The sequence below is a fragment of the Ottowia massiliensis genome (genome assembly GCF_900240305.1).
Classification (GTDB): Bacteria; Pseudomonadota; Gammaproteobacteria; order Burkholderiales; family Burkholderiaceae_C; genus Ottowia; species Ottowia massiliensis.
The window spans coordinates 583,188-597,109 of the sequence record NZ_LT964854.1 but is presented as its reverse complement, the minus strand read 5'-3'; the positions used below and the strand labels follow the sequence as shown (position 1 = coordinate 597,109).

9 protein-coding genes are annotated in these 13,922 nt (G+C 61.4%); 6 read left to right on the top strand and 3 right to left on the bottom strand.

Annotation, left to right across the window (positions count from 1 at the left end):
- The first annotated feature begins 103 nt into the window (after positions 1-103).
- Positions 104-1,453, top strand: a complete 1,350-nt coding sequence (gene hslU / locus C1720_RS02640; RefSeq protein WP_102283136.1) for an ATP-dependent protease ATPase subunit HslU — start codon at positions 104-106, stop codon at positions 1,451-1,453.
- 206 nt (positions 1,454-1,659) lie between these two features.
- Positions 1,660-3,729: an NAD-dependent DNA ligase LigA gene (gene ligA / locus C1720_RS02630; RefSeq protein WP_102283135.1), complete on the top strand. Its 2,070-nt coding sequence runs from the start codon at positions 1,660-1,662 to the stop codon at positions 3,727-3,729.
- A 190-nt stretch (positions 3,730-3,919) separates the two neighbouring features.
- Here ligA and C1720_RS02625 read toward each other — a convergent pair whose 3' ends face one another.
- Positions 3,920-5,497: a cobyric acid synthase gene (locus C1720_RS02625; RefSeq protein ID WP_233199765.1), complete on the bottom strand. Its 1,578-nt coding sequence runs from the start codon at positions 5,495-5,497 to the stop codon at positions 3,920-3,922.
- Positions 5,498-6,046: 549 nt separating this feature from the next.
- On the opposite strand from C1720_RS02625, the gene C1720_RS02620 reads away from it, so the two are divergent.
- A complete protein-coding gene (locus C1720_RS02620; RefSeq protein WP_156304112.1) occupies positions 6,047-6,625 on the top strand; it encodes a hypothetical protein in 579 nt (192 codons plus the stop codon).
- On the opposite strand, the gene C1720_RS02615 is transcribed toward C1720_RS02620, so the two are convergent.
- The gene (locus tag C1720_RS02615) at positions 6,600-6,941 is read right to left on the bottom strand and encodes a flagellar biosynthetic protein FliO (protein WP_102283133.1); all 342 of its coding nucleotides are present in this window, start codon (positions 6,939-6,941) and stop codon (positions 6,600-6,602) included. The genes C1720_RS02620 and C1720_RS02615 overlap by 26 nt on opposite strands.
- A gap of 596 nt (positions 6,942-7,537) precedes the next feature.
- Positions 7,538-8,779: a type III secretion system export apparatus subunit SctU gene (sctU, locus tag C1720_RS02610; protein WP_082203230.1), complete on the bottom strand. Its 1,242-nt coding sequence runs from the start codon at positions 8,777-8,779 to the stop codon at positions 7,538-7,540.
- Positions 8,780-9,328: 549 nt separating this feature from the next.
- Between sctU and C1720_RS02605 the strand changes: the two genes are divergently transcribed.
- The 3 genes from C1720_RS02605 to sctC are packed head-to-tail and all read left to right on the top strand — an operon-like array spanning position 9,329 to position 13,904.
- On the top strand, positions 9,329-9,916 hold the full coding sequence (locus C1720_RS02605) for a lytic transglycosylase domain-containing protein (RefSeq protein ID WP_158241612.1): 588 nt from the start codon (positions 9,329-9,331) through the stop codon (positions 9,914-9,916).
- A 17-nt stretch (positions 9,917-9,933) separates the two neighbouring features.
- Complete coding sequence (locus C1720_RS02600) at positions 9,934-11,919, top strand: flagellar biosynthesis protein FlhA (RefSeq protein ID WP_102283131.1); 1,986 nt, start codon at positions 9,934-9,936, stop codon at positions 11,917-11,919.
- A gap of 47 nt (positions 11,920-11,966) precedes the next feature.
- Positions 11,967-13,904, top strand: coding sequence for a type III secretion system outer membrane ring subunit SctC (sctC, locus tag C1720_RS02595; RefSeq protein ID WP_102283130.1), 1,938 nt, complete (start codon positions 11,967-11,969; stop codon positions 13,902-13,904).
- Positions 13,905-13,922 lie beyond the last annotated feature (18 nt).

The window sequence follows — 13,922 nt, the reverse complement described above, 5'->3', positions numbered from 1 at the left end:
TACCCAATAGACACGTGCGCCAGAGGCTCTTTTCAGCCTCTGAATCTGCTCCTCTTTCTGAACCGAAGCCGCTGCGCTTCACCTCTTGTCCACAAGCTTTGCCATGTCTTCCATGACCCCGCAGGAAATCGTCTCCGAGCTGGACCGCCACATCGTCGGCCAGCAAGATGCCAAACGCGCCGTCGCCATTGCCTTGCGCAACCGCTGGCGCCGGCAGCAAGTGCCTGAAAAGCTGCGCGCCGAAATCACGCCCAAGAACATTCTCATGATCGGCCCCACCGGCGTGGGCAAAACCGAAATCGCCCGCCGCCTGGCGCGCCTAGCCAACGCACCCTTCATCAAGGTGGAAGCCACCAAATTCACCGAAGTGGGCTACGTGGGCAAAGACGTGGACTCCATCATCCGCGACCTGGCCGAAATGGCCGTCAAGCAAACCCGCGAGCAGGCCATGCGCCAGCACCAGGCCCGCGCGCAAGACCTGGCCGAAGAGCGCGTGCTCGACGCCCTGCTGCCCGCCGCCCGCCCGGCTGACGGCGACGCCGCCAGCGAAAGCCACGCCGGCAGCCGCCCCGACAGCGCCACGCGCCAAATCTTTCGCAAAAAACTGCGCGAAGGCCAGCTTGACGACAAGGAAATCGAGCTGGAACTGGCCCAGCCCGGCCAAATGCTCGAAGTCGTCGGCCCGCCCGGCATGGAAGAAATGGCCGAGCAAATCCGCTCCGTCATGAGCCAGATGGGTGCGCCGCGCCTGAAAAAGCGCCGCGTGCGCATTGCCGAAGCCATGCGCCTGCTCACCGAAGAAGAAGCGCAAAAACTGCTGAACGAAGAAGACATCCGCGCCGAAGCCGTGCGCAACCTGGAGCAAAACGGCATCGTCTTCATCGACGAAATCGACAAAGTCGCCTCGCGCGGCGAAGGCGGCGGCACGGCCGACGTCTCGCGCCAGGGCGTGCAGCGTGATCTGCTGCCGCTGGTGGAAGGCGCCACCGTCAGCACCAAATACGGCATGGTCAAAACCGACCACATCCTCTTCATCGCCTCCGGCGCCTTTCACCTGGCCAAGCCCAGCGACCTGATCCCCGAGCTGCAAGGGCGCTTTCCCATCCGCGTCGAACTCGGCTCGCTCACCGTGCAGGACTTTGAAGCCATCCTCACCCAAACCCACGCCAGCCTCGTGCGCCAATACCAGGCCCTGCTGGAAACCGAAGGCGTCACGCTCGACTTCCGGCCCGAAGGCATCGCCCGCCTCGCGCAAATTGCCTGCGACGTCAATGAATCCACCGAAAACATCGGCGCACGCCGCCTGGCCACCGTGATGGAGCGCCTGCTCGACGAAGTCAGCTTCGCCGCCACCAGCCTGCAAGGCCAGACCATCACCATCGACGCCGCCTACGTGAACGAGCGCCTGGCCGCTCTGAGCAAAGACGAAGACCTCTCGCGCTTCATCCTTTGACCGCGCCCAGGGCGCGCGCCGCTCTGATATCAGGCTGTTCATGCGCTTTGGGCAGTGCGTCTTCAAGGTATGCCCCAAGCGCTGGATTGAGGAGAGGGCTTTTGCCTGGCTGAATTGCTCACGCAGGCTTTCCATGGACTATGGAGTTGTGTTGCTTCTGATGCGCGCCCGCACAATCCAGCGCTTTCAGTCCATCTCCCCGTTCCATGCCCCAGCCTTCCTCTCCCGCTGCCCAGGCCGCCGCCCTGCGCGAGCAGCTCAACCGCGCCGCCTGGCAGTACTACACGCTGGATGCGCCGCAAATTCCCGACGCCGAATACGACCGCCTGTTTCGCGCGCTCCAGGCGCTGGAGGCGGCCCACCCCGAATTGCGCACGCCCGATTCGCCCACCCAGCGCGTGGGCGGCGCAGTGCTGGAAGGCTTTGCGCCTGTGCAGCACCGCGTGCCCATGCTCAGCATTCGCACCGAAACTGACACCAGCCCCGCCGGCGCGGCCGCGTTTGACGCCCGCGTGCGCCGCGAGCTGAAGCTGGCCGACAACCTGCCGCCCGTGGCCTACGTGGCCGAGCCGAAGTTCGACGGCCTGGCCATCAGCCTGCGCTACGAAAACGGCGTGCTGGTGCAAGCGGCCACGCGCGGCGACGGCGCCACGGGCGAAGACGTCACGCAAAACATCCGCACCATCAGCCAAATCCCGCTGCGCCTGCTGGGCAGCGCCCCGCCCGTGCTGGAAGTGCGCGGCGAGGTGTACATGCGGCGCGACGACTTCGAGGCGCTCAACGAACGCCAGCGCGCGCGCATGGCCGCTGGCGAAAAAACAGCCAAGCCCTTCGCCAACCCGCGCAACGCCGCCGCCGGCGCGGTGCGCCAGCTGGACCCGCGCATTGCCGCGCAGCGCCCCTTGAGCTTTTACGCCTACGGCCTGGGCGACATCACGCCGCCCGAAGCCGGCGGCCCCGCCTTTGAAACCCACTGGCAAGTGCTTGAGCAACTCAAAGCCTGGGGCTTGCCGGTGTCAGAGCTGGCGCGGCAGGCGCGCGGCGCTACCGGGCTGGCCGCCTTTCATGCCGAAGTGGCCGCGCAGCGCGACAGCCTGCCGTTTGACATCGACGGCGTGGTCTACAAAGTGGATTCGCTCGCGCAGCAGCGCCAACTGGGCTTTGTCACGCGCGAGCCGCGCTGGGCCGTGGCGCACAAATACCCCGCGCAAGAGCAAATGACCACCGTGCTGGCCATCGACGTGCAAGTGGGCCGCACCGGCAAGCTCACCCCCGTGGCCAAACTGGCCCCCGTCTTCGTCGGCGGCGTCACCGTCACCAACGCCACCTTGCACAACGAACTGGAAGCGCGCCGCAAAGACGTGCGCGTGGGCGACACCGTCATCGTCCGCCGCGCAGGCGACGTCATCCCCGAAGTGGTGAGCGTCGTGCTCGAGCGCCGCCCCGCTGGCGCGCCCGAATTCACCATGCCCGCCCAGTGCCCCGTGTGCCACAGCCAGGCCGTGCGCGAAGAAGGCGAAGCCGATCACCGCTGCACCGGCGGCATCTCCTGCCCCGCCCAGCGCAAACAGGCCCTGTGGCACTTTGCCAGCCGCCGCGCCATGAACGTGGAAGGGCTGGGCGACAAACTGGTCGAGCAGCTCGTGGACAGCGGCATCGTCCAAACCCTGCCCGACCTCTACAAACTGACCGAACAAGACCTCGCCGCGCTGGAGCGCATGGGCGAGCGCTCGGCCCGCAACCTGCTGGCCGCGCTGGAGCGCTCGCGCCAAAGCACGCTGGAGCGCTTTCTCTACGCCCTGGGCATACGCCACGTGGGCGAAAGCACCGCGCGCGACCTGGCCCGCCACTTCGGCGCGCTGCAAAGCGTGATGAACGCCAGCGAAGACGAATTGCTGCAAGTGCCCGACGTCGGCCCCATCGTCGCCCACAGCATCCGCACCTTCTTCGCCCAGCCGCACAACCGCGAAGTCGTGCAGCAGCTGCGTGAAGCGGGCATCACCTGGCCCGAAGGCTCCGCCGCCGCGCAAACCGCGCAAGCGCAAACACTGGCAGGTCAAACCTTCGTGCTCACCGGCACGCTGCCCACCTTGAGCCGCGACGAAGCCAAAGCCCTGCTCGAAGCCGCCGGCGCCAAAGTCAGCGGCAGCGTGAGCAAAAAAACCAGCTACGTCGTCGCAGGCGAAGAAGCGGGCAGCAAACTGGAAAAAGCGCAGGCGCTGGGCATCACCGTCATCGACGAAGCCGCCATGCGCGCCCTGCTGGCGGGCGGCTGAAAGCGGCCCTGCACGGGCGAGAAAAGCGGCCGGGGCAGGGCGGAACATAGAGGTTTTTCGCTCTTGTATCCATAGCATTACGTCCTAGTGGAAACTGCGCAGAACGGCTTTTTAGACCCTTTCAATTTGCTCCTGCTTTTGATTCCCTTTGATGCGCTTCCTGCCGCCGCGCCTGCGCCGCAGGCATGGCCTATGGCTCCTGAATCAGTTCTTGCAAAAAGCCGGGCGCAAAACTGTCGGCGACCACGGCGGCCAGGCGCTCGAACACCTCATCCAGCGGCCGGGCGCGCACGCCAAACAGGGCGCGCAGCACGGCGGGGTCTTCAAACAGGCCGTGCAGGTACACGCCCAGCACGTTGCCAGCGGCGTTTTGCCAGGCCATGCCGGCCATGAGTTCGCGCGCCATTTCGCCACGCGCGGCCAGGGCCGGATGCGGCGCGGTCTGGCCGCAGTGAATCTCGTAGCCGCTGGCCTGCACGCCGCTCAAGGCGGCCCAGGGGCCTGACACCGCGCCAAAGCGGCAGCGGGCGCGGCGCACGGTTTTGCGCGGCGCGAAAGTGGTCGCCAAAGGCAGCAGGCCCAGGCCGGGCACGCTGGCGCTGTTGCCTGAATCGCCGCCCGGGCCGCCGCTTTCCACGCCATGCGGGTCGCGCAGCTCGGCGCCCAGCATTTGCAGGCCGCCGCAAATGCCCAGCACGCGGCCGCCCGCGCGCGCATGGGCGGTGATGGCCGCGTCCAGCCCCTGCGCGCGCAGCCAGGCCAGATCGCTGGCCGTGGCCTTGCTGCCGGGCAGCACGATCCAGTCAGCGCCCTGCAGCTGCGCGGGCGCGCGCGCCCAGACCAGGCGCAGGCCAGGCACGTTTTTCAGGGGCTGGAATTCATCCAGATTGCTCAGGCGCGGCCAGGCGATGACGGCCACCGTCAGCGGCGGCGCGCCTGCGTGCCCGCTGCCGGGCGGCGCGCAGCGGTCGTCAAACACCCCGTCTTCTTCGGGCAGGCCGTGCTGGCGCTGCATGGCAATGGTGGCCACGGTGGGCACGCCCGTCAGGCATTCAAGCTGCTGCGGCGCGGGCGCGAGCAGGGCGGCATCGCCCCGGAATTTGTTGAGCACAAAGCCGCTGATGAGCGCGCGGTCGGCCTTGGGCAGCAGCGCCCAGGTGCCGTAAAGATGGGCGAAAGCGCCGCCCCGGTCCACATCGGCCACCAGCAGGCAGCGCGCGCCAGCGTGGCGGGCCACGCGCATGTTCACGATATCGCGCGGCATGAGGTTGATTTCGGCGGGCGAGCCTGCGCCTTCGATGACCAGCACGTCGTTTTTGGCCCGCAGCGCATCCAGCGCGGCGGCAATGTGCGGCCAGGCCACGGCCCCGCGCTCGCGCCAGGGCAGCGCCGTCAGCTGCGCGCTGGCCCGCCCCAGCAGCACGGCCTGGCTGCGCGTATCGGCCTCGGGCTTGAGCAGCAGCGGGTTCATGCGCACATCCGGCGCGGCGCGCGCGGCCAGCGCCTGAAAGTACTGGGCCGAGCCGATTTCGCCCATTTCCGTGCCTATCTCTGCCGCGCCTGTTTCCGTATCGCTGGCCGCCAGGCCCGCCACCACGCGGGCGTTGTTGCTCATGTTCTGCGCCTTGAAAGGGGCCACTTTCAGGCCCTGGTTGGCGTAGTGGCGGCACAGCGCCGTAGCCAGCCAGCTTTTGCCCGCGCCGCTGCTGGCGCCCAGCACCATCACGCAGCGCGCCAGCCGCAGGCGCTTGGAGTCTTGCTTGCTCATGGGGGCGGGAGGCTACCGCATGGCGGTGCGCCAGCCGCCGTACGGTTAGCAGCTTCGTCGTGCCTGAAGCTTGCGCGTGTGTTGGGGATATCACGATAAATAGCGGAGGCACCCCCTGTAATCACCCTAGTAGCGCGCCGCAAGCCAAATTCGTAGGATCGGCTGATCTGTTTCAATCACATGAGTGCGGGCAAGCGTCATGAGCTATTCGTCTATTTTCCCTTCGCTACAGGCTGGCATCGGTAGTGCAGCTGGCTGGCCTTCCTCTGGTGTGCGGCGCGAGCCTGGAGCCGCTGATGCGGCGGCCCGGTTCGGCTTCCACGCAGAAGCCGGGGCGGCGCGCGTGCTGTCGGCGCCGCCTCCCAGCGGCGAGAGCGTGGCACAGATGCAGGCCCGTTTCGTCGCCTGTTTGTTCGAGCCAAGCTGAAACGGCTGCCTGCCGTGGAGCCGCCCCGCCCGCCCCTTACGCTGCGTTCCCAGCCAGATTGGTCTGGCGCGGCAGAGGTTTTGATTGAAGGCTGCGCCCATTTGCCGACGCAAGATGAGCGCGTGCGCTGGCTGGAGCGCGTGTGTCTTTCATTGGGCGATTCTCTCTATCCGGCTTTCTTGCGCGTGTTGTGCCTGATTGGCGAGCAAGGCGACGCAAACGCGCAGCGCGTAGTGGCCGAAACGCTGGTGCATGCTCTTGAAAGCGGCCGCCTGCCATCAGGGCGGCATGCGGCTTGGGGGGCGACCTCATTGCATGCAGCGGGGTTTCGCGCGATGGATCCAATTGAATATTTATGCGCCTGGCATGCCCAGCCGGATGGACGCGGCGCGCTGAATGCCACAGCTTTTGACCGCAACGCAAGGGCTTTGCTGGGGCTGGTTTCCCACAGTGATTTGGCGCGCCGCCTGTATTGCGCCAAGATCAGGGCGGATGCCGAGGATCCGCTGGATGGCTCTTGGGCGCGCAACATCCGCCAGGCACTTCGCGCCATGGCAGATTGCTGGGAAAAAACCGGCGGCCTGCCGCCAGCGCGCGCTGCGGCAGAGGCTTCAGATGCGTTTCTCTCTGCGCTTCGGCGCAACGATGGCAAAGGCAGTGGCTTGTCGCAGCTGGTCAGCGAATGGAATCCGATGCGTTGAAAGGCGTTGCCGCCGCCGTGGCAGACCCGGCTGCTGCGGCAGGCGAGCGATCCAGCACGCTGATGCCGCCTTCGCTGACACCCAGCAGATAGTCCACATTGGCATGACGCACAACCACCAGCCGTTCATGTCCGCCTAGCGAAACAACCTGTAGCACCCTGGGGACTGCAACGCCTGCTGATGCGCCATGCGCCTGCATACCGCGCTTGAGTAAACGCAGAAATATCCATGCCAGAGCCAACACGAAGGCCAATGCGGCCAACGTAACCAGCAAATCCAGGAGGAAACTGCCGGAAGGATCAGAAGAAGGGTTCATGGTTTAGGGGTTTCCAAAGACTGACCTCGAACGCGTTGCGGAGACAGCTTTTTTCATCAATACAGAATAAATGTGGGCGTTTGCGCCTGATTGAAACAGACCGCTGCACTCAAACACCGGTGGCGCGAGAGCAGGCTTTTCAGTTTTCGAAACCTGATCCATCCAAAAGCGGGAATTGCCGGCTTCACATCCTTCAGGAAGCAGAGCATTGCCGCCTTGAGTCAGGTGCGTTCAGCATGGGACGCTTCATGCTTTGAGTCGAGCGAAGCCATGAAAGCAGATTGAAATGGGCAAGATGCAGGCGGTTCGCAGTCTTATTTCGCTATTTTATCGATAGCAATACGTCCTAGTGCAAACTGCGCGGAGCGGCATTTTTGACCTTTGTATTTGCTCCTGTTTTTGCTGACGTATTGAAGGAGAGGGCGCGCGCAGTTGGCTTGAAGGTCATGCGTCATCTGCCGACTACGCCAGCCCGCTTTGAGGCTAATTCCAGGTGTGTGCTGGAAACCGCTGGAGAAGCTATTTCGCCAAGCAGACCGTGAGCAGAACTCCTGGCGAGCACATGCGGTCTGCACAGCTTTTGTGAACAAGAGCGATCAGGCCGTTTTGGGCATGGGGGGGCGCGGGCGTTTGCGGCGGCGGCCTGGCTGGGCTTCATCCGTTTCGGCAGCAGGTTGCGGCCTGTAGCCATAGTCCGTCAAGTCTTCGCCAGGCGGCGTGCGGCGCTTGGATTTTTGCTCTTCGCTGGGCGGGCTTATCAAACCGCTGGCAATGGCTTTAAGTTCCCTGCGCACATCTTGTGCCCAAAGGATGATGGTGGCAATGATGTCGAAAAGCTCGGCTGGAACGATGTCTCCCGTTTCCACATCAGCCAGCAGTTGCCGCGCCAGCTTGACGTTGCGCAGCACTGGCACGCCGGATTCAGCTGCCGCCCGCCGCATGGCCAGGGCGTCGTCATCTTCGCCTTTGGCAATCACGGTGGGAACCGGGCAGCGTTCGCGGTCATAGTCGATGGCAATGGCCACGTGCGTTGGATTGACCACCAGAACGTGCGCGTTGGCGGCAGCCTGCGAAGCGCCTTGCTGTGCCCATTCGTGCTGGATTTGCATGCGCTGCTGCTTGACGTGCGGATCGCCTTCGGCATCTTTCACTTCCTGGCGGATGTCGCGCATGCTCATGCGCATTTTCTTCATGAATGAATAGCGCTGCCATGCGGCGTCCATGGCGGAAACCAGGACAAATGAGCCGACGGCCCAGGCTACCAGCGTCCAGCTCGCATTCCACAGGGCTGATCCTATGGAGCGAGCGCCGCCGTGCACTAGCTCCGGCAACTGAGGCAGGATGGTCTTCATGCTCAGCCACGCGATCACTCCCACGACCGCAGTTTTCAGTATGGATTTGACGAATTCCACCAAGTTGTCCATGGAAAAAATTCGCTTGAAACCCTTGGCGGGGTTCATGTTTTCCATTTTTGGTTTGAGCTTTTCGATTGTCAGCACAGGGCCAGCCTGTAGAAATTCGATCAGCACGCCCACAATGGCAACAGGCATGGCCACCAGCCCTACCAGCACCAGCAGCGTTTGCAAGGCCATGTATCCTAGCCGGGGGGCAGCCGCGCTGAAGGGTTCATGCACCACGGCAAAACTGGCATCTACCAGCGCTGAAAGCCTGCCGCCTACCAGCGGCAGGGCCATGGCCGCCAGCGCCAGCAGCACCAGCAGGCCAGCGGTGGAAGTGACATCCTTGCTTTTGGAGATATCTCCTTTTTTGCGGGCATCCTGAAGCTTTTTGGGTGTCGGCTTCTCTGTTTTGTCGCCGCTGTCATCAGATCCGGACATACGTGAAACTCTAGAGGCTAAAGAAGGAAGAAGGCGGGCGCTTGTGCTTGTGGCTTCAAGGCCTGCATAGTCTGTTCGAATCAGCTTGCTGACGTCAAAGTAGATGTAACGAATACCGTTGGTTCAAGCCCACTGTTTTGCAACAAAAGCCTGAAGCCGGGCACGAGGCAGACCGAGACGGCCTTATCGTTCACTGCGCATAAGACACAGTGACATCGATGCTTAACTTGATACGCATACATAACAATCACATGAAATTTGTTGCAATCTAACCAGCGCCAGCGGCAATACTCCAATGTTCAGATCAAGTGCACTTGCCATATGAAGGGACTTCACAACACAGCCAGCAGAGCCAATCGCACATGGTGGCGATGCGCCGCCACTCTAGCGGCTTGCTTGGTTGCGACGGGGGCCAATGCTGCGGTTCCACAGCAAAAAGAAGCCTCACAAAAGTCATGTGGGGCAGGGTGGGATCAGTTGCTCGCTCCTGCACAGAGGGAGGAAGCCGCGCGTGAGCGAGGATGCGATGTGCGGCTTGCTGCTGCGCCCGTGCCGCAAGCAGAGCAACTGGCGGCATACGAGCGCACCTTGCTCAATGGGCCAAGCGGCGCACTGGCTGCGCCAGCCAAGCTCGGCAAGCAACGTGTGGATCGGCGATACCGGCAAACAGGACCTGTGACGGTACGCACTTCTTCTAGCGGCGCAGGGGCGGCTGTCGCTCTTTCTCCGCTGATTGACAGCGCTGCTCGTGCTCACGATATTGATCCGCTGCTTCTGCATGCTATTGCCCGCGTCGAATCCAGACATAACACAGGCGCGGTTTCTCATGCCGGAGCGCGCGGAGTCATGCAGGTCATAGTGCCTACCGCCGCTCGTTTTGGCGTCAGCAGCGCGCAGGCGCTGCATGACCCGCAGGTTAATTTGCTTGTCAGCGCCCGCTATCTTAAAACTTTGCAAATGCGCTTCAATAATCGCCTGCCGTTGGTTTTGGCTGCTTATAACGCTGGGGAGGGTGCGGTTGAGCGCTATGGCGGGCGGATTCCGCCTTATCGTGAAACCCAAGGATATGTCCGCCAAGTTTTGGCGGAATATGCGTTGCTGCGCAGCTTGGCCAGCCAGTCCGCTGTGCCACAGTGAGTGGGAGAGATTTCTCCGTGAGTCTTGCCAGTTATTTCCAGTCTGCTGCGGCCAACAGTAAAAGCGGCAGCCCCTTGTCCCGATATACCGATATAGCCTTGGTAGCAGGCATTGTGGCCATCATCGCATTGATGATCGTGCCATTGCCTAATTGGGCTATTGACATTCTGGTTGCCGTCAATATTTCCGGAGGCATTTTGCTTCTGCTGCTGGCAATTTATATTTCAAGTCCACTGGAGTTTTCGGTATTTCCCAGTGTTTTGCTTATCAGTACGTTGTTTAGGCTGGCATTATCAATTGCCACGACGCGCATGATTCTTCTGCATGGCGAGGCCGGACATATTATTCAAACTTTCGGGGACATGGTGGCGGGAGGCAACCTGGTGGTGGGGCTGGTGGTGTTTCTCATCATCACGGTGGTGCAGTTCATTGTCATTGCCAAAGGTTCTGAACGCGTGGCTGAAGTGGCTGCGCGTTTTTCACTGGACGCCATGCCTGGCAAGCAAATGTCCATCGATTCCGATCTGCGTTCAGGCTTGATTGACAAGGACGAGGCCCGCCGCCGCCGCCGTATGCTGGAAAACGAGAGCAAGCTGAATGGCAGCCTTGACGGCGCCATGAAGTTTGTCAAGGGCGATGCCATTGCGGGCATCATCATCATCATTATCAATTTGCTGGGGGGATTGACTATTGGCGTTTTGCAGCAGGATATGACGCTGAGTGATGCCACCGTCAAATATTCCATTCTCACCATTGGCGACGGCATGGTGTCACAGATTCCAGCTTTATTAGGCGCCATGTCTGCCGGTCTGCTGGTTACGCGCACGACGGATGACGAACATGACAAGCACTTGGGCGATGCCATTGGCCGCCAGCTCACGGCCAAACCACGGGTGCTGCTGATGGGCGGCGGTTTGTGCGTGCTGTTTTCGGCTGTGCCAGGTTTCCCGACTGTTGTATTTATGGCGCTTGGGCTGGCTTTTTTTGCTGCAGGCTTCATGCTGACGCCTTCGCTGCGGGTGCGGTGGGAAAAGCTGGCACAACCTACCTTGTCTGCAGTCATGCGCCGTTCGCCCACGGCTCCAGTGTTGATGAGCGCAGAAGCCGTGCAAGTGCGCCCGACAGTGCCCTTGTTGCTGGAAGTGCCGGTTGGACGGCTTGATGCGCAGGAAAGCCATTCATTGCTGGCTGGACTGGAGGGGGTGCTTGATCATTTTCAGTTGAACTTGGGTATGCGCCTGCCACGCATAGACGTACATGCCATGCGGCCAGATGAAGACAAGCCAGCTGTTTGGCGATTGCTGGCTTATGAAGTGCCCATTGCGGAAGGTGAATTGCAGCAGGAAGATACGGTACCGTCTCTGGTGAATGAGGTGCGCGAGTCTTTACGTCGACATGTCAATTTGTTCATGGGTACACAGGAGGCCAATTTGCTGCTGACCCGTGCGGCCATTGATTTGCCTGACGTGGTCAAGGAAACGCTGCGGGCCTTGCCTTTGGCGCGCGTGGCGGAGATATTGCGGCGCTTGGTTGAGGAAGAGGTGGCAATCCGCAATTTGCGGGATATTCTGGAGACTTTGGCGGATACCGCTCAGAGGGAAAAAGACGTTTATGCACTAACGGAGCTGACACGCATTGGTCTCAAGCGCCAGATTTCGCATCGCTATGCGCCGGAAGGGCATTTGCGCGCTGTCTTGCTTGAGCCGGCGCTGGAGGAAATGCTCAGGAATGCCATTCGGCATAACGGCGGGGCGCAGCAGCTGGCGCTTGATCCGCTGGAAATGTCGCGCCTGATGACGCGCTTCCGGAATGTGGTGCAGGTTTTCAAGCCTGCAGCGATCGTGACGGCTGTGGACATACGCCGCCATGTACGCAAGTTGATTGAGCAAGACTGCTTTGATGTTCCCGTGCTGAGCTACCACGAGCTGCTGCCATCTCTGCAACTGGAGGCGCTACATCGCGTCAGCACGGAAGACGCTCCCTTGTTGGAAGCGGGTTCATAAGCAAATGCGCATATTTGTAAAATAAAGATCGCGTGTTTGGATTTCATATGTTTACAGGAGAGTTCATGGGTTTCATGCGACAAGGAAAAGCAACAAAGATCAATGCTGCCCGGCATTGGGCTGCCGCTCTGGCGCTGGCAGGTGCAGCTTGGGCAGGCGCAGGAGCGGCATGGGCTGCATCTATTCCATTTGAAGGACGTCAGGTTGAAATGACGGCACGGGAGCAGCCGGTAGCTTCCTTTCTGCAGGATTTTTTTGGCGCAGTAGACATTCCTGTGGCAGTCAGCTCTGGCGTCAGTGGCGCTATCAATGGCACCTTCCAGGGGCCTGCTGATCGCGTGTTCAACAACATCCTGCGCTCGTTTGGTCTGATGGCTTATTACGACGGCTCAGTTGTGCATGTTTTCACTCCCAGTGAAATTTCTACTCGAACCTTTCCTTTGAGTAGTGACAATGCGCGCACGGTTATCAAGACAGCTCAGGAAATGCAGTTGGTCGATAGCCGCAATACGCTGCGAGTCGGGCAGGGCGGCTCCCTGATTGCCACAGGCGCCAAGCGTTTCGTGGAAATGGTTGACGAACTGGCCACGGGACAGAAGAAGCAGACTGATGCACTTGCTCCTTTGGGCTTCAAGGTTTATTACCTGCGCTATGCATGGGCACAGGACGTAACGTCCCAGTATGGCGGCAAGGTGGTTGTGATTCCGGGCGTGGCCAGTATCCTGCGCTCGCTGCTGACGTCACAGACACAACCTCAGGTGCTGGGCATGCGTGAGCAATATCTGCGTCCTACCGTGCCCGGTCTGCGTGGCCGAGGCATGGCCAACCAAGGCACTTTGGGGGCGGAAGGCGCCAGCCCTATGCTCGCGTCGGCAGACACTGTGCGGCGCGCATGGGGTTCTGGGGGCGGCATCAATGTGACGTTCAACGAAACGGGAAATGACTTGGCTCCTCTGGTTACGCTGCCAGGGCAGGCTCGCGTGGAGGCAGATGCGAGGTTGAATGCCATCATCGTGCGCGACGCGCCCGAACGGCTGCCGTATTACGACGAACTCATCAAATCGCTCGACGTGGAGCCGCAAGCCGTAGAAATCGAGGCCACCATCATCGACCTCAACACCGACCGTTTGCGCGAGCTGGGCATCAACTGGCGCTGGACGGATGATCGCGCGTCATTCCTGTTTGGCAATGGCACTGCCAGCGATACCCTGCTGCATGGCACCACGGCAACGGGCAGCATTACGCCCCAAGGCACTGGCGGGTTCTTGTCATTGGTGCTGGGCGGACGTAATCAATTTGTGGCGCGTATCAACGCCTTGCAGCAGCAGAAGGCAGCGCGCGTTGTATCCAGCCCGCAAATCATGACGCTCTCCAACGTAGAAGCCCTTTATGACACAACCAAGAGTTTCTATGTCAAGGTGCAGGGCCGCAATGAAGTGGATCTGTTCCGCGTAGAGGCTGGCACGACGCTGCGCGTCACGCCTCATGTGTTCAAGGAAGGCAACGACGTTCGCATCAAGCTGCTGGTGCAGATTGAAGACGGAGATTTTGACTTCGAGAGATCAGTGGATACCATGCCTACGGTGAACCGTTCGGCGATCAATACCCAGGCGCTTATCATGGCGGGCGAGAGTCTGCTGATCGGCGGCATGACGCGCGAAAAGTCCAGTGAAGGCGTCACCAAGGTGCCTTTCCTGGGGGATATTCCTGTGCTGGGCAACTTGTTCAAAACCACCGAACGCGGCGGTGAACACAAGGAGCGCTTGTTCCTGATTTCGCCCCGCCTGGTTCCGGCGCGCCGCGCCTTGTCCGGTACGGCTCCTGTCGGGCCGCAGCGGCCTGGCAACGCCGTTCAGGCGCCTCCCATGCCTGAGCTTGAACCCAAGCCGGATACGGCGCAGGAGAAAAAGGACGAGGCCGCCGCGCCGAAATCCAGGTTCCTCATGCCCGCCAGCGGCGAAGCATCCATTGGTCAAACCTACTGACGTTCTACCAACTCAAGA